This is a genomic window from Streptomyces albicerus (assembly GCF_008905045.1).
GTDB lineage: Bacteria > Actinomycetota > Actinomycetes > Streptomycetales > Streptomycetaceae > Streptomyces > Streptomyces albicerus.
Genome location: NZ_VWMY01000001.1, coordinates 277,725 through 299,118, shown reverse-complemented (window position 1 = coordinate 299,118; position 21,394 = coordinate 277,725). Strand labels below are relative to the sequence as shown.

The following is a 21,394-nucleotide window of genomic DNA, read 5'->3' as shown; positions in this document are numbered from 1 at the left end:
CCTGGTTGAGACGTCCGAGCCCCGGGAGGGGTTGCACGGAGGCAGTGCATCCGCCTCAGGGCTTGAGGCGGGCGATCTTCAGGGACGTCGCGGTCGGTGACGCCCCTGTCAGGGCGGTCGCGGTGGACAGGAACGCGGCCGCAGTGAACGGGCAGGGTGCCGTGGATGGTGGTCCCGAGGCCGGCCGGTGCCGGAGCCCCGGGATCGTTCGGCGCTTGCCGAAGTGTTCCGCCTCTAGCGTTGCCGTATGACCACGCACGAAGCACCCGCAGTGCCCACGGCGTCCGTGGCCGACGTCCCTGCCACCGACGACCGCGACCCCGCGGAAGCCGTCACCGCCATGGTCGATCACGTCCTCGCCCTGGCCGGGACCTGGACGGCCTGGGACGGTACGCCCGCCCACGTCGACGACCGGGTCTACACCCCGCACAAGGCCGTCCGCCGAGTCGCCGACCACCTGGTCGACCACCTGGCCGAGATGGAGGCCCGGCTGGTCGGCGAGCGCCCGCTGCCCGACCACTGGCACGCCTCCGCGACCACCACTCCGGCCGACCTCGCGCCCTTCACCCCCGAGGACCTCGACGAGGCCCGCAGCCGGCTCACCCGGCTCGCCCGGATCTGGTCGAACCGCCTGTCCGTGCTCACCGAGGAACAGCTCGACCGCTCACCGGGCGAGGGCTGGACCTTCCGCCAACTCGCCTTCCACCTCACGGGATCCACGTACTACGCCGACGCCGTCGGAGACCTGGGCGGGACGTCATGACCGCCTTCGCCGCCCTCCATCACGCCGACACCCCACTGCTGCTCCCCAACGCCTGGGACCACGCCTCAGCCGCGGCCCTGGCCGCCCGGGGCTTCGAGGCGATCGGCACGACCAGCCTGGGAGTCGCCGCGGCCGCCGGACTGCCCGACGGGGCGGCGGCGACCCGGGACGCGACGCTGGGCCTGGCCCTCGCGCTGGGCAACGGCCCGTTCCTCCTCTCGGTCGACGCCGAGGGCGGGTTCAGCGACGACCCCGACGAGGTCGCCGAGGTGGCCCGGGAGCTCGCGGCCGTAGGAGTGGTCGGCATCAACCTGGAGGACGGCCGCCCCGACGGCAGCCTGGCCCGGGCCGAACTCCACGCGGCGAAGATCGCGGCGGTGAAGTCCGCCGTACCCACCCTGTTCGTCAACGCCCGCACGGACACGTACTGGCTGGGCGAAGGCGCCGTCACCGTCGCTGGTGACGGTGACGGTGACGGTGTTGGGCGGGAGACGATTGACCGCCTCGATGCCTACCAACAGGCGGGCGCCGATGGCGTGTTCGTCCCCGGACTCGCCGAACCGGCCCGGATCGCCGCCCTGGTGAAGACCCTCGACGTCCCCCTCAACATCCTCTACTCACCCGCGGGGCCGACCGTCCCCGCCCTCGGTGACCTGGGCGTACGCCGCGTCAGTCTCGGCTCCCTCCTCTACCGCCGGGCCCTCGGCGCGGCCCTGGAGACGGCGGCCCTGATCCTGGCGGGCCGGCCCGTCGAGGGGACCGCGCCGACGTACGGCGAGGTGCAGGCGCTCGTATAGCCAGGCCCCCGCGGCCAGCACGGCCGGCACCACCAGGTACACCCCGCAGAACACCAGCACCACTCCGACCAGCACGCTCGTCACGACGGCCCCGTACCGGAACCGGGGGAGGAGCACCACCGCGGACAGCGTCCCGGCCAGCGTGACCGCCGCCAGACACGCCGAGGTCGCCCGGAGCAGGCTCTCCACCCCGAGCAGGCCCGCCGCCGCTGCCGCGGTCACGGCCGCGCAGGCCACGGCGAGCAGGACGAGACCGCGGCGCGGATGCCCGTCGAGGGCGCGCGGCAGTGCCCCGTCCCGGCCGAGCGCCGCGCCCAGCTGGGCCCCGCCCGCGAGATACGCGTTGACGGCCCCGAAGGTGAGCAGCAGTGCCGCGCCCGCGGCCACGGCACGGGCGTACGAGCCGATGCCCCGCTCCAGGACGAGGGTGAGCGGTGTCGACGTGGTCCCGGCCACCGGGCCCAGGACCCCGATGGTGACCACCGCGAGCCCGAGATACAGGAAGGAGACGACGGCCCACGCCAGCAGCGTCACCCGGGGCAGATCGCGCCCCGGCGCCGCGAACTCACCGGACAGATGAGTGATCGCCTCCCACCCCGCGAACGCGAAGAACAGCACGCTCGCCGCGCTCCCCACCGAGGCCCAGCCGTGCGGCGCGAACGGTGTGTAGTGCGCGGCCCCGACCTCCGAGGCGGCCGCCGCGACGGTGACGCAGAGGAGCACGGCGAGGAGCCCCGCGAACCAGAGCTGCACCCGTCCCGACACCCGCAGCCCGACCATGTTCGCCCCGACAGCGGCCGCCAGCACCAGGGCCGCCACGAGCGGTGCGGAGCCCGGGCGCCAGCCCGCCGCCGCGACCACGTACTCCCCGCCTATCAGCGCCGCCGCGGGCACCCCGAGCGGCACCGCCCAGAAGAACCACCAGCCGACCGGGGCCGCCGCCCGCGCCCCGAAGGCCCGCCGTACGAAGGCGGAGACGCCGCCCCCGTCGGGATACCGGGCGCCGAGCGCCGCGAACACCAGCGCCACGGGCAGGCTCAGGCCGATCAGCCCGAGCCAGGCCAGCAGAGAGGCCGGCCCCGCCGCCGCGGCGGCCGACGACGGCAGCGCGAGGACACCCGGCCCCAGCACGGCTCCCATGCACAGCGCGGCCCCTGTCCGCACCCCGAGTTTCGCCACCGCCGGCTCGGAGACCGCTGTCCTCGCCATCCCGACCCCTCCGTCCCATGTTCGGCAGTTCACCGTGAACGTAGGCAGAGCGAACGAGAGCCGGACGATCCACTGAACTCAATTCGGCGGGCGCGGCAGAATGCCGGTCATGGATGAACTTGATTCGGCGATCGTGGAGCATCTCCAGCGCGATGCGCGGCAGACCAACCGCGAACTCGCCCGCACGCTCGGTATCGCGCCGTCGACCTGCCTGGAACGCGTGCGGGCTCTCCGCAACCGTGGTGTGATCACCGGCTACCACGCCTCCGTCGACCTGCGCGCACTCAACCGGAACGTCCAGGCGCTGCTCTCGGTGCAGGTGCGTCCGCTGAGCAGGGAGGTCATCGAAGGGTTCAAGGCGTACGTCGCGGACCTGCCGGAGGTGCTGTCGGTGTTCGTCGTCGCGGGCAGTGAGGACTTCCTCGTCCATGTGGCCGTACCCGACGTCGACCACCTGCACGGCTTCCTCCTGGACCGGTTCAGCAAGCGGCGGGAAGTCGTCAACTTCCGTAGCGCGGTGATCTATCAGCACGTCAGCAATCCGGTGACGAGCCCGCTGGGATGAGCTCCTGGCGCGCAGGAGACCCTGGTACGGTTGACACTTTCGTGGGTATAGAACCCTGTGGACTCCGACCGGCGAGGGACCGAGGAACCATGGACTTGGACATCCCCGGCGACAAGCGTTTGGCGGCTGCCGTCGTGATGCGCGAAGGCCGTGTGCTGCTGGTGCGCCGCAGTGAGACCGAGCGGTTCCTGCCACGGGTGTGGGGTGTGCCCTGCGGAAAGCTCGAACCGGGTGAGAGTTCCCGCGACGGTGTGCTGCGCGAGCTCAAGGAGGAGACCGGTCTCCTCGGCGAGGTCGTCCGCAAGGTCGGCGAGTCGTCCTTCGTCAGTGAGTACCGGGGCCACGAGATCAAGAACTGGCAGGACAACTTCCTGGTCAAGCCCCTGTCCCGGCACATCACCCTGCCGGAGCCGGATCAGGCGTACGCCTGGCTGAGCCCCGCCGACCTGGACAGCGTCGACATCGACGAGTACAACCTCGACATTGTGCGCCAGGCCCTCACGGGCTTCTGAGCAACTCAGCTTCTGAGCAACTCCGCCAAGGCGTCGAGTTCGGCCAGATAGTCGTCCACGTCCAGCGGCACCTTCGGCACCGCCCCCGGATGCGGGCCCGCCGCCGTGAACACATCGGTGTGCTGCCGCCGTCCGCTTCCCGTCTCCAGGAAGAGCGTCACCGTCGGCTCGGCCGTGTCGCACCATGCGCGGTGCAGGGTGTGCGCGGGCAGGGCGTACGTGCTGCCCGCCGTGTACGCGGCCACCTGCGTGAGGTGCAGCCTGGCCGGACCCGTGGGCTCCAGCAGCCAGTCCGCCGACTCGTCCGCCAGGGACTCCTGGTAGCGGTCCGCCTCGATCCCGCCGTCGCGCCGGGGCGCGTACAACTCCATCGCCAGCCGCCCCCGTACGACATAAGAGGCAAGCGGGGAACGGTGGTTGTGGATGTCCTCCTTGCCGATCGCACCCCGGCCGGGATGCCACAGATGGGCGCGCAGCATGTGGTGCGGGCCGCCGTCGATGAGCAGGAGCTTGTCGAAGCCGAGGACATGGCGGTACGAGAGGCGGGCGCAGCCGTGCGGGTCGCCCTCGCCGGAGGCGAGTTCGGCGGTCAGCTCCAACAGGCGGTCGGAGGAGCCGAGTTCGGCCACGACCTCACGGGCCGCCAACACCCTTTTGTGCTCGGGCAGTTCGCCGTCCAGTGCCTCGGCCAGCAACCGCCGCGCCGCCAGGACCTGCCGACCACCCATGCACGCTCCTCCTACCTCAGCCATTCGGTAGGTATACCCATACGGCATGCGCGCGCAGCGCCGAAAGACCTTGGTAGGTCATCCACATGGGACGGCGCAGCTCGCTGGTGTCGTCGCGGACCCAGGTCCAGATGCCGTCCGTCTGCCCCGCCCACACGGCGCTCGCCGCGCCGTTCAGACGTTCTCGCCGCTCCTCCTCGAGACCGTCCTCGCGGGCGATGTCGCGGGCGCCGGTGGTGAGCAGGGCGCGGACGATCCAGGAGGCCGTGAAGTGCCGTACGTTCAGGACCTCGTGGCGGGACGGGTCGTCGGTGCGCGGCCTGCGCACCTCCTCGCGGAGGTTGGACAGGTCGAGGCAGGTGTCGTGCGGAGCGTCCGGACAGGCCAGCAGCCAGCGCACGCCGTCCTCGCGGGCCGCGCGCGCGTTGGCGTTCTCGCCCAGCACACGGGCCGCGCGGTCCAGGGCGACCACGGCCTGCGCGGTGTGCAGCGGGGACGGGGGGCCGTGCAGGGGCGCGAGCCGGTAGGTCCAGCAGCGGCGGTGCTGGCGGCGCGGATCGGTGACCGCGCCCTCGACGAGGGCGTCCCGCAGCAGCGGCAGCGTGTCCGAGCCGGGCGCGGCGCGCAGCAGACCGCGCAGCACGGTCGTCACGACATGCGTCAACTCCCGGCCGGTGCGGTCAAGTTCATGCGTGAAGCCGGCCTCGCAGCGCGCCACCTCCGCAGCGAGCCGTTCCCGCGAGGCTCCCGCCCGGGCCAGCGCGCCCAGCACATGGGCGGTCACCTCCGGGCGGGCCTCGGAACCCTGCGACCGCGCCGACCAGCCGCCGTCGGGCAGCCGCAGCCGCCACAGCGTGTCGATCAGGTCGCCCGCGCCGATCCGCCCGTCGGGCATCCCGAGGTCGAGCATGATGTGCAGGCCGTACGCCGTGCCGACGGAGGTGGGCCGACTCGGGCCGGTCTCGCCGAGGGAGTGCGGCCACCCGGTGAGCCGCCCGTGAACCGGGTCGTCCGCCACGCAGACCTGTTCGGCGAGGGTGTCGTACGCGGCGGAGAAGAGCTCGGGGAGCGGGCCCGGCCCTGCGTGGGTGGGAGCGGGGCCGGTCAACTGCCCTGTGGGTACAGGGGTGTTGACCGCCGCGTACCGGGACCGGAGCAGCGCCGCCGACAGCCAGGTCGCCACGGCCGTCGCCAGCCCGCTCACCACGGCGATCGCGTAGCGCGCGGACTCCCCGCTCATGCTGTCCGGGAGCACGCCGACCAGGGACTGGAACACCGCGTAGCCGGCGGCCGCGCAGCCGAAGCCGCCTAGCCAGCGCACCAGACGCGCGGGGCGCGGGCCGTGCGGTACGTGCGGTTCGGGGTCCGGTCTCAACTGACCGCGTCGGAGCTGCTGTTGGGACAAGAGCGCGCTCCCTCCCCCGGGGCGGCACGTGGACGGCGAAGCTTTCAGTCTAAGTGGTCTGCGGGACGCCTGGGGTGCTGAGCGGAGGCAGTGTTTCCGCGTGGCGCTCCGCTGGCTGGGCGGGATGTGGGTGAAGGCCTTGGGGCTGGTGCGGGTGCGTGGGGGCTGGTCGCGCAGTTCCCCGCGCCCCTTACGGGGCGCTTCGCGGCCAGTGCTCCAGCAGTACGTGGAGGGCGTCGATGGTTCGGGTCCAGGAGGTGTGTACGTCGCGTGGGGCGCCGAAGGCGTCGGTGGACTCCAGGGCGCAGTAGCCGTGGAAGGTGCTGCGCAACAGGCGTACGGCGTCGGTGATATCGGGTTCGTCGAGGCCGTAGGCGCGCAGCATGCCGTAGGTGATCTCGGCGGTCCGTCGGAAGGCGGGGGACTCGGCGACCAGGGTCTGGTCGATGCGGATCTGGGTGGCCGCGTACCGGCCGGGCCGCTCCAGGGCGTACTCCCGGTAGGCGTCGGCGAAGGCGGCCAGGGCGTCCTTGCCGGCGCGCCCGGCCACCGCCGTGGCGATCCGGTCGATCATCTCGCCGCCCGCGAGGAGCGCGACCCGGGTCCGCAGCTCGTGCAGATTCCTGACATGCGAGTACAGGCTCGCGTCCTTCACCCCGAACCGCCGGGCCAGCGCGGACAGCGTGACGTTCTCGAAGCCGACCTCGTCCGCGAGATCGGCGGCGGCCAGCACCAGCCGGTCGGCCGTGAGTCCGACTCGGGCCATGCGCGATCACCTCCGCAAGCCTGGGGTTGAATCCGGGTTGCCTAGGATATTTAGGCAAAGGCCTAGTATGCACAGCCGGCGTCGCGGAAGCAGACGCCGAGGTGCCGCGGCCGCGGCTGTGGTTGCGGCTGTGGCTGAGACGCATCGTCGGCGGTAGTGCGGCCTGAGGGGCCCGTGGTAGGGCTGGGAGGGACGGGAGCGGGGGGTGGCCCCGCGTGAGCCGAGCCGCAGGGCGGAGTCGCTTCATGCCCAATTCCGAGGAATCCAGCCAGGTCACACGTCCCTTGCCCGAGTTACTCGGCCGACATCCCGGCTACGGTTTCGCCGGATCGGGGGTCAGCACGGCGACCGGCAACCACACGCAGGAGACCGTCGACCTCTCCTTCCCCGACCCGCTGTTGGGACTCCTGGACTGGCGGCGTACGTACAACTCACGTGCCACGGAGGACGGTTCGCCGGGCCGCGGCTGGACCACCTCCTTCAGCTCGCACCTGACGGACCGTCCGGAGGGCGCGGTCGCCTTCCACGACGACGACGGCCGGGTACTGGTCTTCACCCGGAACAAGAGCGGCAGGTTCGTACGCCCGCAGGATCTCGCCGCCGACCTCACGGAGGACGAGGACGGCAGCCGCACGGTGCGCTTCAACTCCGGGGAGCGCCGGCACTTCACCGCATCAGGACGGCTGACCACCATCACCCGCGAGAGCCGCCGGGTCACGCTCACCTACGGGGACGAGGACAGGCTGCTGCGCGTCCAGCACTCGCTGGGCCGGCACCTCAATCTCGCCCATGACGCGGAGGGCCGGCTCGTCTCGGTCACCGCCGACGACGGACGCACCGTCTCGTACGCGTACGGAGAGGACGGCACCCTGCGGTCCGTGACCGCTCCGGGCGGCGGCGTGACCCGGTACGAGAGCACGGCTCAGGGACAACTCGCGAAGGTCACCGACGAGGACGGCACGGTGACCGTCACCAACCGCTATGACGACGAGGGACGGGTGGTGCGCCAGGGCCTGCCCTCCGGCGGCGCCACCGAGTTCGGCTACGACGAGCCGCCGGGCACCACCACGGTCACCAGCCGCCCCTCCGGGGCCCGGGCCGTGTTCCGGGCGAACGCCGACGGCCGGCTGACCGCCCGCACCGACCAGGCCGGTCACACCGCGACCTTCGGCTACGACAGGCGCGGACGCCTCGTTCGCGCGACCACGCCCTCCGGCGGCGAGCTGACGCAGACGTGGGACGCCCGCGACAACCTGCTGACCAGCGACTTCGCCGGAGCCGTCACGCGCTTCACCTACGACGACGCCGACCGGGTCGTCACCGCCGCGGAGCCGGGCGACGAACCCACCCGCTACGAGTACACCGGCGAAAGCCACATCCCCACCACCGTCACCGAGCCCGGCGGCGCCCGTACCCGGCGCACGGTCGAGAACGGCCTCATCACCTCCGAGACCGACCCCGACGACCTCACCACCCGCTACGAACAGGACAGCCACGGCAACCTCACCGCCATCACCGACCCGGGCGGCCAGGTCACCCGCATCGGCTACGACGAGCGCGGCAACCAGACGGAGCTGACCGCCCCCGACGGGAACGTCTCCCACTGGAGCCACGACGCCGACGGCCGGGTCACCGAGCACCGTGACCCCCTCAGCACGCGCAACACCTACCGCTACTCGCCGGGCGGACTGCTGCTGGAGCAGACCGACGGCTCGGGCGGGACCACGACGTACACCTACGACGACGCAGGCAACCGCACCTCGGCCACCGACCCCCTGGGCCACACCACGACGTACGCCTACGACGAGGACGGCAACCTGACCCGGGTCACGGACCCCGAGGGCGGCGAGACGCGCTACGAGCACGACGCGCTCGGCCGCGTCACCAAGGCCACCGATCCCGAGGGCGGGGTCACGGAGTTCGGCTTCGACGCCGACGGCAACCTCGCCGAGCAGAAGGACCCCTCCGGCACCAGCCGGGTCGAGTGCGACGCGCGGGGCCTGCCCGTCGCCATCACCGGAGCGGGAGGCGGCAAGACCCGTAACGCCTACGACCCTGCGGGCCGCCTCACCCAGGTCACCGACGCCGGAGGCGGCACCTGGCGGATCGCCTACGACAAAGGCGGGATGCCGGTCAGGGTCACCGACCCGAACGGCGCGCAGGCCAAGAACGAGTGGACTTCCGCGGGCCGTCTGACCGCCGTGACCGACCCCGACGGCCACCGGCTGAGCGTGCGTCACGACAGCCGCGGCCTGGTCCGCGAGGTCGTCGACCCGGAAGGCGGCGTGACGCGCTACGCGTACGACGCCAACGGCCGCCGGATATCCGTGACGACGCCCGCCGGACTCATCACACGCACCGAGTACGACGCGGCGGGCCGCCTGGTCGCCACCGTCGACCCGCGCGGCTGGGTGACCCGCCACACCTACAACGAGCGGGGCGAGGAGACCTCCGAGACCCTACCGAGCGGCATCACCACCCGCTTCCGCCACGACGCGACCGGAAACCTCACGTCGGTGGTCAACGGAGAGGGCAACGCGACCCAGTACGGCTACGACAGCGCGGGCCGCCTCATCTCCGTGACGGACGCCAACGGCAACGTCACCCGCTACACCTACGACAAGGCGGGCCGGCTCCTCACCGAGACCGACCCGCTCGGCCGCACGACCCGCCGCGCCTACGACAAGTCCGGCAACCTCGTCCGGATCACCGAGCCGGACGGCGAGGCACAGCACTTCCGCTACGACGCCGAGAAACGTTGCGTCGAACGCCGGGCCGACGACGGCACGAAGGTCACCTTCACGTACGACAAGCTCGGGCGTTGCACCAGCATGACCGACGGCAGCGGCACCACCCGCTACGCCTACGACCGGGCCGGACACAGGGTGAGCGTCACCGGTCCCGACGGAGCCGTCTTCAAGGCGGAGTACGACAGGACCGGACGGCGCACGAAGCTCAACTACCCGGACGGCCGGGACGTGAGCTACCGCTACAACCTCAACGGAAAGCTGGTCGGGCTGCACGACGAGCGGGCCGGACACGTCTCGTACGCACTCGATCCCGACGGACGGCTGCTGACCGAACAGCTCCCCGGACGACATGCCCGGCGCTACCACTACGACCAGGGACTGCTCGCACGGTTCGAGACGGTACGCGACGGACGGCCGGTCAGCCGGAGCGAGTTCACGTACGACCCGGACGGCAAACTCCTCACCCAGCGCGACGACGACCACTTCCGCGCGTACCGCTACGACCGCCTGGGGCAGCTGGTCGGTCAGCGGCACTGGCACCAGCGGCACTGGCCGTGGGCAGCCGGGCCCGGGCACGACGACCACGGCCATGAAGGGCACGAGTGGCACGAGGAGCCGCGGGAGTGGGCGCACCTGCCGCGTGAGGAGAACGGCTTCTGGCACGAACTCAGCCGCGACCGCCTGCACTTCCGCTACGACGCGGTGGGCAACCGCGTCCTGCTCCGGCACGGCGAGCACCACACCCACTACCGCTACGACGACGCCGACCAGCTCATCCGCTCCGAGGCCCACGGGCAGCGGACCCACTACACGTACGACTCCGCGGGCCGTCTCACCGAGGAGCGGACCGGCGACGAGCTGCGGTCGATCACGTACGACGGTTTCGGGCGCGCGGTGAAGGTGGAGCGCACCGGAGTCCGCCCCGCCGAGCGGACCGAGGCGACGTACAACGGCGACGGCCTGCTCACCCTCCTCGTGCTCGCCAATGTCGACGAGCGGCACGAGACGGAGCGCACGGCGTCCGTGCGCTACCGGTGGAGCTGGGACCGGATCCCGCAGATCCTCACCCAGCGCGCCGACCCGGCACTCGCCGACACCGAGCGCGGCCACCCCAGCCGCTATAACGCGGACTTCACCTACGGCTACGGGCGGGTCTTCGCCAACTGGAGGGAGGACTCGGAGACGTTCCACCGCGACTCGGCCGGTTCGACGATCCGCACGCACGAGACCCGGGCGTGGGCGCAGGCGGAGCGGTACGCGAGCTTCGGTGCTCCTGAAGACCACGGACACGGGCACGGCCCCGGACATGGACATGGACACGGGTCACACGGCGATGACTGGGACCACGGCGACCGCGACCGGGAGCACGACGGCGACCGTGACCGGGGGCACGACGAGCACGGGCACGGGCACGGCGACCACGGCCACCGGCTCCCCGACCCCCAGCTCCCGCGCTTCGGTTACCGGGGAGAGCTGGCGAGCGGCTCGGAGCTCTACCTCCGGGCACGCTGGTACGACACCCGCCTGGGCCGCTACAGCACGCGCGACCCGATCACGGTCCAGGACATGGGCCCGGACAACGCCGACCACCCCTACACCTACGCCGCCAACGACCCGCTGAACAACACCGATCCGCTCGGCCTGCTGGTCGCCCCCGCCGGCGCGGTGGGCGCCGCGACGCCGCTGGCCGCGACGGCCTCGCTCCGCTCCCAGGCGCGCAGCACGGTGCAGTCGGCCGTCGCCCGGGCCGCGGCCGGTCCCGGCGGGGACAAGACGACGCTGCACAACCTGGCCAGGGACACGGCCAGGAACCAGCTCGCCACCCAGATGCGGCGCCGGTTCGGGCCCAGCGCGGGCGGCCGCACCCAGTCCAACCCCGAGTTCTCGATCCCCGGGGCCTCGAAGAACGGCACCGGCGAGCCGGGCAAGATCGACATCATCTACCAGCACACCGACAAGACGGCCCTGATCTGGGAGGTGAAGTCGGGCAAGTCGGGTGTCGGCCCGGCCGTCCGGCTCGCGAGGGACGAGGTCCAGCACTATATGACGGCGTACAAGGGATACGTGGGTCAGCCCGCGGCTCCCGGGGACCCCATGGAGCGGACGCGCCAGGTGCCGTACGTCTCCCGGGACGGCAGGGACTTCCACTACGTCTACTCCCCGGACTTCAACAAGGACGGCGCGGTCGTCTACGTCAAGAAGCGGCCCAAACGCCCCACGCGAAAGCCCCCCGTCCCGGATCCGCTGCCGCAGCCGATCAGGCAGCCCGTCCCCGAGGAGGAGCCGAAACCGCAACCGCGCCAGCCCGATCCGGCACCGCAGGCCCCGAGCGTGGACTGGGGAGACGTCGCCGTCGGCGCCGGTGTCGTCGCGGGCGCGGTCGTCGTCGGAGCGCTGACCTTCGGCGTCGGGGGCGCCGTCGTGGGCGGACTGCTCGGCGGCCTCGCGTTCTCCTGATCCGGCCTTCTGATCCGGCTTCTGCTCCGGCCGACGCGGGATGGTGCAAGAGGGAGGGCCCTAGAGAGATGGTGCAATGGGCGCATGACGGGTGAGCTGGAGCTGGAGCTGGACTGCCGGACCGGCGGCCGGGCGGAGGACTTCGCCCGGCCGGCCACCGCCTGGCTGACCGAGGCCAGGGCCGAGCTGTTCCCCGAGTACGAGCCGGGCCTGGCCGCCGAGCCCGCGGCACCGGGCCCGGACGAGGAGAACCCGGACGCACCATGGGGTCCGCCGCACGGGGTGAGCGCGCAACTGCTGATCCAACGCAGCCCGCGCGGCGCGAACATGAGACAGACCCGCTATACGCGACGGACCTGGCAACGGCTGCTGTCCTCGCTCGGCACGCCCTCGGCGCCGTACAAATGCGTGCTCCTGATGCACCCGTTGGACGCGCGCGGGCACCCCGTGGAGCCCGAGCACGCGGTGTCCGTCGAGTTCCGCCGGCTGCCCGACGCCCCCGAGTGGACCCGTTTCGCGGCCTCGGCCCCCGCCCCCCTGGTGCCGTGGCGAGACTCCGAGGCGGTCCAGCAGCGGTGGCTCGACCTCCTCGGCGCCTGGGCCGTCCGCCTGAACGCCTCGTACGGGCATGTCACGGACGACGCGGACACGGCGTACGGCACGGCGCTGGAGCGGATGCTGAGCCTCGCGCCCCAGGAGACGGTCCCGCACAGCCACGAGACGCTCCGTGGCTATGCGTGGGCCACCCTCTGCTCCCCGGACGTGGCGGCCCGGCTCGGCGGCCCGGAGGTACTGCGCGCGTCGGGTGCCTTCCACGAGGTGACCGAGCTCCCCGGCGGCCGACTCCTGTTCAGGGCCACCCCACGCCTGGAGCAGTACACGGGGGACGCCCCGGCCCGGGTCCTGCGCGCCCTGGCATCCGCCCTGCCGCCCGGCCGGACGAGACGCGAGTACCTTCACTCCTGGATGCGGCTGGCCCCGGACGGGGACGCGGCGGACTACGCGTGACGATGCCGGCCGGTTGGACAACTGGCGTGGCCTGCAAGGTAGTTGGTGTTTCGGCGTCGGCTACTGTGCCCGTGGCGGGAGGATGCCGGCGAGTGGGGAGTTGAGTGCGATGTACGAGCGTCCGGGCGGCGGGATGGTGCCGATCAACTCGGCGGTGGCGCATCCGGCGCGGGTCTACAACGCCTGGCTGGGCGGCAAGGACAACTACCCGGCCGACCAGGAGGCCGCGGAGCTGGCGGCCGCGGCTAACCCGGAGATCGTCCCCGCGGTCAGGGCCAACCGGGCCTTCCTGGGACGGGCGGTTCGCGAGCTGGTCAGGACGGCGGGGATCCGGCAGTTCCTCGACATCGGGACCGGAATCCCCACCGCCGACAACACCCACGAGGTGGCCCAGCGGATCGACCCCGGCGCCCGGGTCGTGTACGTCGACAACGACCCGATCGTGCTGGCCCACGGCCAGGCGCTGCTGGTGAGCACCGAGGAGGGGGCGACGGAGTACGTGGAGGCGGACCTGCACGACGTGGACCGCATCCTCACCTCTGCGCGGGAGACGCTGGACCTGTCGCGGCCCGTGGGTCTCATGCTCGTGGCGATCCTGCAGTACATCCCGGACGCCGACGATCCGTACGCCCTCACCCGCCGCCTCCTCGACGCGCTCGCCCCCGGCAGCCACCTCGTCCTCTCGCACCCGGCCTCGGACATCGGAGCCGACGAGGTCGCCGAGTCGATGCGCGTCTACAACGAACGGGCCGCCGAGCACGCGGCCGCCACCCCGCGCTCGCACGCCGACGTCACACGGTTCTTCGACGGCACCACGCTGCTCGACCCGGGAGTCGTCCAGCTGCCCGAGTGGCGGCCCGCCCCCGACGACGCGCCCGGCCCCGACGGGTTGCCCATGTGGTGCGGGGCCGGACGCAAGGCGTAAGCGCTCCGCTGGAGGAACGGTAATGCTGTATCGATATGCGGCTCCGCCGCGAGCGCGGGCCGGTGGGGGCTGATCGCGCAGTTCCCCGCGCCCCTTACGGGGCGCGGTGCCGCCGTCTCGGCGGGTCAGCCGATCGGCGCGTAAAGCACACCCAGCTTGTCGATCTCGCTGCCCGCCCGGCCCGTGAAGCCGACGATCTGCCAGCCGGCCGGGGCCGTGTACGTCACGGCGTCGGAGGTGGCCGAACCGGCCGTCACCGTACGGGACTTGTCGGTGGTGAAGGCAGCCGAGAAGACGCGGGTCCTGCCGTCCTTCTGGGCGCGTGTGAGCTTCACCGAGGTGAGGTGTTCGCCGGCGGCGAGGGTGAGGGAGGCGGCCGTACCGCCCGTGCCGCCGTGGGTCAGGGACGTACCGCCGTCGTGCGTGAGCGACACCGCGTCGAGGCGGGAGGCGCCGCGCAGCGTCAGCGTGCGCGGTGACACGGTCGCCGGCAGGTTGTCCGCGTCGTTGAACGCCGTGCCGTGCGGACCGCCGAAGACGTCGCTCGCCCGGAGCTTCGAGGGCAGCGTCCAGGAGAAGTCGACGGCGTGCGGGAAGTGGTCGGAGAGGTTGCCGCCGGCCGAGTCCAGGAACTTCGCCCAGTCGTTGTTGTAGCGGGTGGCGGAGAGGTTCAGCAGGTCGCTGCCGCGGTAGAGGACCTTGTCCACGACCTCGCAGTCGTTGGTCGGCGCGGTCTCGGGGCAGACGATCGCGTCGCTGCCCTGCGCGGGGGCGTTGCCGCCGCGGACCAGCTGGACCCACGCGTCGGTCAGACCGTTCTCGCTCGCCAGGGTGCGGATGTTGTCACCGGAGCGCGTGTAGCGGGTGTTGGTGTCGCCCATGACGATCACCGCGTTGCCCGAGGAGTTCGCCTGGATGAAGTCGGAGAGCTGGTCGACGTTCTTGCGGCGGGCGGCGAGGGCGTCGTCCGTCGAGTCCGCGTTCGTGTGCACGTTGTAGAGGTCGACGAAGACACCCTCGGCCAGCCGGACCCGGGCCAGCGAAAAGCCCTTCGGCGTAAGGCAGTTGGTGCCGGTGCAGTCGTTCCACTTCACCCGCTCGAAGTCGTCGAACGCGTAGTCCGACAGGGTGTTGAGGCCGTCGCCGAAGGGCACACCGCCGCTGGTCGCCGTGCGGTGCGGGTGGTTGTCGCCCGCGTACAGCGCCGCGTGGTAGTTGAAGTCCTCCTGCACGTTCACGATGTCGTACGCCCCGAGCCGCGGGGAGATCAGCGGGGTGTTCTTCGCCGGGTTGCCGGAGCTCAGCCCTTCCGGGAGGCCCGCGACGTTGTACGTGAGGACGTTGAACGTGCCCGACGAGGGGGCGGCGGCCGCCGCGGGAGCCGTGGCGGCGGCGGTGGTGAGCCCGGCGACGGCCAGCGCGCCGGCCATCAGGGTGCCGATGAGTCTTCTCATGGGGGGTGTCTCCAGTAATCGGAGGAAACTGAAGTGATCGGAGGAAGCTGAACGCTGCTCAGGTTCAAGGTCAACCAGTGTGACGGACAAGGGCAGTTGGGGGAACAGTGAGTGGCGAGGCGATCTGCCGTGCCAGGGTCGCCCGGTGATCACCCCGGCGTCGTTCAAAGTTCATGTTTCGCATCGAGTCTCCATAGCGCGCGACCGCACCGGCGGCGCCGGACACAGGAGGCCGACATGGGGCACAGCCACGGGCACGGGCATCACCACCCTCACGATCACGACCACGGTGCTGGTCACGAGGGCGGTACGGGTCTCCCGGCGGCCTTCGACACCTCCGTGCCCGACGAGGCGCTGACCCCCGACCAGCGGTCGCGCCGCTCGATGCTGCGCCGCGCCGGGCTGCTCGGCGCGGGCCTCGCGGCGGCGGGCGTGCTCGGCGGCCCGGCGACCGGCACGGCCGCCGCACAGACGCCCGCCCGGGGCCGGAAGGGCAAGGGTTTCCTCTGGCTGGCCGGTGACCACCACATCCACACGCAGTACAGCAACGACGGCAAGTACCGCGTCGTCGACCAGGTCCGCCAGGGTGCCAAGCACGGCATGGACTGGATGGTCATCACCGACCACGGCAACGTGACCCACGCGAAGATCGGCGTCGAGAAGGTCAACCCGGACATCAAGGAGGCCCGGGCCGCGTACGAGGACACCCTCGTCTTCCAGGGCCTGGAGTGGAACATCCCGGCCGCCGAGCACGGCACCGTCTTCGTGCACCCGGGCAAGAACGAGGTCTCCGTCCTCAAGCAGTTCGAGACCGACTACGACGGCAGTGTGAAGGGCGCCTCCGACTCGACGCCCGCGAACGAGGCCCTCGCCATCGCGGGCCTGGCCTTCCTCGGCGAGCAGGTCCGCCGTCGCAAGGTCAAGGACGCACTGATGCTCGCCAACCACCCGGCGCGGCGCGGTGTCGACTCGCCGCACGAGATCCGCGCCTGGCGCGACGCGACCCCCGCGAGCCACCAGATCGCCGTCGGCTTCGAGGGCGCGCCGGGCCACCAGGCGGCCGGTATCGCCGCGCCGCTCGGCATGGGCCGGGCCCGTGGCATCTACGACAACAACCCGAGCGCCAACTCCTTCGCCGGCTACCCGCCGGAGAGCTACCGCACCTGGGGTGGCTTCGACTGGATGACCTCCACTGTCGGCGGCCTCTGGGACAGCCTCCTCGCCGAGGGCAAGGCCTGGTGGATCACCGCCAACTCCGACTCCCACCAGGTGTACACGGACACCGCCAAGCGCGGCGGCCCGGACAGCGACTACACGGCCAACGGCAAGCACACCGACCCCGTCTACAGCGGCAAGATCGACCTCACCCAGGGCGACTACTGGCCCGGCCAGTACAGCCGCACCCACGTCGGCTCCGACGGCTTCTCGTACGCCGCGGTCATGGACGGCATACGCGCCGGACGCATCTGGGTCGACCACGGCCAGCTCATCAGCGGCCTCGACGCGCGGGTCTCGGGCGGCAGCCGCTGGGCCACGCTGGGCGGCGCGCTCCACGTGAGGAAGGGCACGAACGTCACGCTGACGGTGGACGTGTCCTTGGCCAGCGGTGCCAACTGGGCCGGTTTCGTACCGAAGCTGGCCCGCGTGGACGTCATCCAGGGCGACGTCACCGGCAAGGTCTCCGACAAGGACACGTTCACCGCGCCGACGGCGAAGGTGGTCAAGTCGTACGAGGTGAACAAGTCGACCGGCACGGTCCGGATCACGTACGCCCTCGGCCGCGTCGACCGCCCGCTGTACGTCCGCCTGCGCGGCACGGACGGCAACCGCTCGGCAACGGGCCTGATGGGTGCGGCCGTCGACCCCAACGGCCCGGCCATCGACGTCGTCGGCGACGCCGACCCGTGGACCGACCTGTGGTTCTACTCGAACCCCGTGTGGGTCCTGCCCGCGTGAGCCAGTACGTCATCACGGTCGACGCGGGCGTACGCGACCTGCGCGCGGCCGACCACCTGCTGCTGGAACTGGCAGCCGAACTCGCCCTCCCTGAGGGTGAGTTCGGCTGTACGCACCTGGTGCGCGGGGAGCGGCCGAGGGTTGTGTTCTCCTTCGCGACGGCCTCCGAGGAGACCACGCGACGGCTCACGGCCAAGGGGTACGAGGTGACGACCGGCGCGCCCGATGAGGTGGGCCGGGCCGTCGTCTACCCGGGTGCGGCTTCCCTGACCGGCACGGTGACGGTCGCGGAACTCCTGTCGAGCTCCGCGATCGACCGCGTCACGGTACTGGGTTCGCCCGACCAACCCCCGGGGGACCAGAGGGTCGTGACGAGGGATCACGTCCGCCCGCAGTGGCAGGACGGCGAACTCGTGCTGACCCTCATGCCGGCTGCGGGCGGAGTGCTGGTGCCGTTCGAGGTCCCTGACCCTACGCCGTGCTGCGCGGACCACTGACCGACGCGACGCGTCAGGTGAGTTCACAAGGCGGTGTGGGCGGAGGTCCGGGTGCCGGAGTGCTGATGGAGCAGCCGGCTGGAACTGTGGTGAAGGTTCCAGCCGACATTGCTCCCCCATGAAGAAGGTACGGAAGAGGCAGGGCTCCGAGTCTCCACATCCCGCCCGGACCGTCTCCGAATCGCGCCCGGGAACCGGGTAACTCCCGCGTCCGTCAATCGATATACCGATAAGGGCCCGGGCAGGCAGGGAGCGGTTCCATGGACGGTGGCGCCTTACACGTACACCAGGCCACCATCGGCGAGTTGCAGACGGCCGCCTCCACGATCCTCGCGCCGCTCGCGGTGACGGCACCGGGCGAGGACGCGGACGCCTTCCGGGCCGACATCGACGCGGCGGCGGTCGGGCGTGCGGCGGTGGCGCGTTTCCGGGGCGCGGCACATCTGGTCCAGCGGTCGCCCCGGGCGATCACGTCCACGGACCCCGAGCTGCTGAAGCTGACCCTGCACCGGTCGTCGGAGCCCGCCGCGGCGGACCAGGGCGGCACCCAGTCCCGGGCGCGCAGTGGTGACTTCGTGGTCTTCGACATGACGCGCCCGTACCGATTAGCCGTGCCCGACGGCTGTGACGTGATGGCCGTCGGGATCTCGCGTACCGAACTGGGCCGGCACGCCGACACCGTCGCCCGCCGGGCGGCCAGGCGGCTGCCGGCCGACACCGGGGCGCAGGCGGTCCTCGCCGCGTTCCTGCAGGGACTCGGCCGCCACCTCGACGAGCTGGCGGGACCGGCGGAGGCCCACGTGGGCGACGCGCTCGTGTCCCTCCTCATCGCGGCCTTCACGGAGACCGAGCCGGGCCGGATGGACACGGCCACCGAACTGGCCGACCGTATCCGCGTCTACGCGCTGGCGAAGATCTCCGACCCGAACCTGTGCGTCGAGTCGGTCGCGGCGGCCCACGGCATCTCGGCCCGCCAGCTCCACCGCCTCTTCCGCCGCACCGGGATCCCCTTCGCGACCTGGCTGCGCGGCGAACGCCTCGAACGCGTCCGCCGCGACCTCCTCGACCCCCGCCACGACGGCCGTACGACCGCTGCCGTAGCCGCCCGCTGGGGCATCCACGACCCACGCCACCTGGCCCGCGCCCTCAAGGCGCGGTACGGCCGGACGGCCCGTGACCTGAGACTCGACCGGTGACTCGACGATCCACAGCCGGACCCTTCAGTCAGGTCCGGAGGAACATGAGCACGGCCAGCACACGCCGGGACTCGCTGCCCGTGGCGGGGAGGCCGAGCTTGCCGAAGATGCTGGAGACGTACTTCTCCACCGCGCGCAGCGTGATCACCAGCCGGTCGGCGATGCCCTGGTTGGAGTTGCCTGCGGCCATCAGTTCGAGCACCTCGCGCTCCCTCGGCGTGAGCCGTTCCAGCGGGTCGTCGCTGCGCCGCCGCGACAGCAGCGTGGACACGATGATCGGGTCGACCGCCGAGCCGCCGGCGGCGACCCTGCGTACGGCGGCCAGGAAGTCGGGCACGTCACTGATCCGGTCCTTGAGCAGATACCCGACGCCCTCCGCCGATTCGGCAAGCAGCTTCATCGCCAGTCCGAGTTCGACGTACTGGGACAGCACCAGCACCCCGACCTCGGGATGGGCCGCGCGGATCTCCACCGCCGCCCGCAGGCCCTCGTCACTGTGGGTGGGCGGCAGCCGGATGTCGACGATGACCACGTCCGGCAGCCTGCCGCGCAGCAGGGTGCGCAGTTCCTCGGCGTCCCCGCAGCGGCCCAGCACGTCGAATCCGGCGTCGCCGAGCAGCCGGGCGAGGCCTTCCCGGAGCAGGACGCTGTCCTCGGCGATGGCTACCTGCATGGCAGTTCCGCCTTCACCCGGGTGCCGCTGCCGCTCGACGTCCAGACCCGCAGCCGGCCGTCGAGCGCCTCGACCCGGTCGGCCAGTCCACGCAGTCCGCTGCCGCCCTCGGTGTCGGCGCCGCCGCGGCCGTTGTCGCGGACCTCGACCACGATCTGGCCGTCGGCCTGGGCGACACTCACCGTCGCCGCCGTCGCCCGGGCGTGCTTTCCGATGTTGGCCAGACTCTCGGAGACCACGTAGTACGCCGCGACCTCGACCGCTTCGGCGAGTCTGCCGTCGAGCCGTACCGTCAGCCGGACCGGCACGGAAGCCCGCGCTGCCAGCGATTCGAGGGCGACATCGAGGCCGTGCGCGCTGAGGACGGCCGGGTGCAGCCCGCGCGCCACATCGCGGAGCTCCGCCAGGGAGGTGGCGATCTCGTCTCGGGCCTGGGACAGGCGGGTTCGGGCGGCCGGATCGCCGTCGAGACTCGCTTCCAGCATGGCCAGGTCGAGAGAGAGCGCGATGAGCCGCTGCTGAGCGCCGTCGTGGAGATTGCGCTCCAGCCGCTGGCGCTCCTGCTGGCCCGCCGCGATGACCCGAGCTCGGGAACCGCGCAACTCGTCGACGTGGGCCCGTAGTTCGGCCTGCAGCCGACCGGTCTCCAGCGCGATGGCCGCGGCGGCGCTGACCGCGTCGAGGAGTTCGCGTTCGTCGTTCAGCGCCGCGTCGTGGATGAGGGCCGCCACCGGAGCGCCGTCGCGCTCGATGAGGGTCGTCGCCCGGGCCGGATCGGTGGGCAGTTCGCGCGGCTTGCCGTCCTGGTCGGTCCAGCTGGCAAACTGCGGCAGCCAGTACAGCACCGCGAGCGACGGATCCCCGAGCGCCCGGGCCAGCGGGGCCCGCAGGTCGTCCGGTTCGGCCCGCAGCTCCACCACGAGGTCGCCGACGGCGGTGCGGGCCAGCCGGGCGCCGAGCAGACCGGCGAGGAAGGCGATCGGGGCGAACCCGATCACCGTGATGCTCACCCGCTGGACCACCGGGAACGAGGGTCCGCCGAACACGCCCACCACCAGCATGACGGCGATCATCGCCAGCCCGAGCCCGAAGGAGTCGATCAGCAGCCCGAGGGACCTGCGCAGCGGCCGCCCGGCGGCTCGACGGCGGGCCACGAGCTGTGCGACACCGGCGAGCGAGACCACGCTGATCACGATGAGCTCACCGTCGAACAACGCCAAGCCCACCTCCGGCGCGTCGATCAGCAGCAGGGGATGGTCCGGGCCCAAGCTGCCCAGCATTATCGCCACCGGCTGCACACCGACCGCGGCCACGTAGCCCAGGCCGACGAGCAGCCTCTCCAGTCGGCTCGTCAGCCGGCCGGTCGGAAAGGCCAGGAACAGGTGCAGGATCAGTACCGTCGGCAGCAGGTCGCACAGCTGCCCGACGGTCCGTAAGGCGACGACGTCGGCCCACCACAGGGCCGTGGCAAAGGTGGCCACTCCCGTGAGGAGCATCAGCGGGCCGAAGCGGTTGGCGGGCCGGCGCCGCCACGCGATGAGGCCGGCCGCGGAGTAGGACGTCGCCATCCAGACGATCAGCGCGGCGTGTATCGCCGGGATGCCGCCCGCCGCGGCGAGAGTCAGGCAGCCACCGGCGGCCGCAGCCAGGACCAGACCAGCCAGGCCGCCAAGCAGCACCGACCTCCGCACGCGAACAGCGGGACGTGCCGAGAGCGTTGGCATCGCTTCCCC

The 21,394-nt window shown here is 71.8% G+C and carries 16 protein-coding genes and 1 pseudogene; 10 read left to right on the top strand and 7 right to left on the bottom strand.

All coding sequences use genetic code 11. The features are described from left to right. The first annotated feature begins 247 nt into the window (after window positions 1-247). Both GAS53_RS01390 and GAS53_RS01385 read left to right on the top strand, forming a co-directional pair. Window positions 248-763: a DinB family protein gene (locus tag GAS53_RS01390; RefSeq protein ID WP_404829160.1), complete on the top strand. Its 516-nt coding sequence runs from the start codon at window positions 248-250 to the stop codon at window positions 761-763. Next, entirely contained in the window at window positions 760-1,560 is an 801-nt protein-coding gene (locus GAS53_RS01385) for an isocitrate lyase/PEP mutase family protein (RefSeq protein ID WP_225858647.1), read from the top strand. The genes GAS53_RS01390 and GAS53_RS01385 overlap by 4 nt, the downstream gene beginning before the upstream one ends. Window positions 1,561-1,644: 84 nt before the next feature. Here GAS53_RS01385 and GAS53_RS01380 read toward each other — a convergent pair. Then, a pseudogene (locus GAS53_RS01380) lies at window positions 1,645-2,700 on the bottom strand (APC family permease); the annotation flags it as partial. A 178-nt stretch (window positions 2,701-2,878) separates the two neighbouring features. Here GAS53_RS01380 and GAS53_RS01375 point away from each other — a divergent pair. Continuing rightward, window positions 2,879-3,334 (top strand): Lrp/AsnC family transcriptional regulator, encoded by a 456-nt coding sequence (locus tag GAS53_RS01375; RefSeq protein ID WP_151475493.1) that lies wholly within the window; start codon window positions 2,879-2,881, stop codon window positions 3,332-3,334. Window positions 3,335-3,423: 89 nt separating this feature from the next. After that, entirely contained in the window at window positions 3,424-3,846 is a 423-nt protein-coding gene (locus GAS53_RS01370) for an NUDIX hydrolase (RefSeq protein WP_151475492.1), read from the top strand. 5 nt (window positions 3,847-3,851) lie between these two features. Here the strand turns inward: GAS53_RS01370 and GAS53_RS01365 are convergent, their stop codons facing one another. From GAS53_RS01365 to GAS53_RS01355, 3 genes are all read right to left on the bottom strand, one after another. Further along, the gene (locus GAS53_RS01365) at window positions 3,852-4,574 is read right to left on the bottom strand and encodes a hypothetical protein (RefSeq protein ID WP_151475491.1); all 723 of its coding nucleotides are present in this window, start codon (window positions 4,572-4,574) and stop codon (window positions 3,852-3,854) included. A gap of 16 nt (window positions 4,575-4,590) precedes the next feature. After that, window positions 4,591-5,979, bottom strand: coding sequence for a prenyltransferase/squalene oxidase repeat-containing protein (locus GAS53_RS01360; protein ID WP_225858646.1), 1,389 nt, complete (start codon window positions 5,977-5,979; stop codon window positions 4,591-4,593). Between the two features lie 190 nt (window positions 5,980-6,169). After that, complete coding sequence (locus GAS53_RS01355) at window positions 6,170-6,745, bottom strand: TetR/AcrR family transcriptional regulator (protein ID WP_151475490.1); 576 nt, start codon at window positions 6,743-6,745, stop codon at window positions 6,170-6,172. A gap of 245 nt (window positions 6,746-6,990) precedes the next feature. Here GAS53_RS01355 and GAS53_RS01350 point away from each other — a divergent pair, with 245 nt between their 5' ends. The 3 genes from GAS53_RS01350 to GAS53_RS01340 all read left to right on the top strand — a co-directional run bounded on the left by GAS53_RS01350 (window position 6,991) and on the right by GAS53_RS01340 (window position 13,885). Beyond that, window positions 6,991-11,952: a DUF6531 domain-containing protein gene (locus GAS53_RS01350; RefSeq protein ID WP_151475489.1), complete on the top strand. Its 4,962-nt coding sequence runs from the start codon at window positions 6,991-6,993 to the stop codon at window positions 11,950-11,952. 84 nt (window positions 11,953-12,036) lie between these two features. Continuing rightward, window positions 12,037-12,960: a hypothetical protein gene (locus GAS53_RS01345; protein WP_151475488.1), complete on the top strand. Its 924-nt coding sequence runs from the start codon at window positions 12,037-12,039 to the stop codon at window positions 12,958-12,960. 109 nt (window positions 12,961-13,069) lie between these two features. Beyond that, window positions 13,070-13,885 (top strand): SAM-dependent methyltransferase, encoded by an 816-nt coding sequence (locus tag GAS53_RS01340; protein WP_151475487.1) that lies wholly within the window; start codon window positions 13,070-13,072, stop codon window positions 13,883-13,885. A 125-nt stretch (window positions 13,886-14,010) separates the two neighbouring features. Here GAS53_RS01340 and GAS53_RS01335 read toward each other — a convergent pair whose 3' ends face one another. After that, window positions 14,011-15,339: a jacalin-like lectin gene (locus tag GAS53_RS01335; protein WP_151475486.1), complete on the bottom strand. Its 1,329-nt coding sequence runs from the start codon at window positions 15,337-15,339 to the stop codon at window positions 14,011-14,013. 237 nt (window positions 15,340-15,576) lie between these two features. On the opposite strand from GAS53_RS01335, the gene GAS53_RS01330 reads away from it, so the two are divergent. The 3 genes from GAS53_RS01330 (at window position 15,577) to GAS53_RS01320 (ending at window position 18,988) form a co-directional block, all read left to right on the top strand. Next, on the top strand, window positions 15,577-17,295 hold the full coding sequence (locus tag GAS53_RS01330; protein WP_151475485.1) for a PHP domain-containing protein: 1,719 nt from the start codon (window positions 15,577-15,579) through the stop codon (window positions 17,293-17,295). Then, window positions 17,292-17,792: a hypothetical protein gene (locus GAS53_RS01325; RefSeq protein ID WP_151475484.1), complete on the top strand. Its 501-nt coding sequence runs from the start codon at window positions 17,292-17,294 to the stop codon at window positions 17,790-17,792. The genes GAS53_RS01330 and GAS53_RS01325 overlap by 4 nt, the downstream gene beginning before the upstream one ends. Window positions 17,793-18,052: 260 nt before the next feature. Beyond that, the gene (locus GAS53_RS01320) at window positions 18,053-18,988 is read left to right on the top strand and encodes an AraC-like ligand-binding domain-containing protein (protein WP_151475483.1); all 936 of its coding nucleotides are present in this window, start codon (window positions 18,053-18,055) and stop codon (window positions 18,986-18,988) included. Between the two features lie 28 nt (window positions 18,989-19,016). Here GAS53_RS01320 and GAS53_RS01315 read toward each other — a convergent pair whose 3' ends face one another. Then, window positions 19,017-19,661, bottom strand: coding sequence for a response regulator transcription factor (locus GAS53_RS01315; RefSeq protein WP_151475482.1), 645 nt, complete (start codon window positions 19,659-19,661; stop codon window positions 19,017-19,019). Then, window positions 19,652-21,385 (bottom strand): sensor histidine kinase, encoded by a 1,734-nt coding sequence (locus GAS53_RS01310; protein WP_192582891.1) that lies wholly within the window; start codon window positions 21,383-21,385, stop codon window positions 19,652-19,654. Before GAS53_RS01310 ends, GAS53_RS01315 begins: the two co-directional genes overlap by 10 nt. Window positions 21,386-21,394 lie beyond the last annotated feature (9 nt).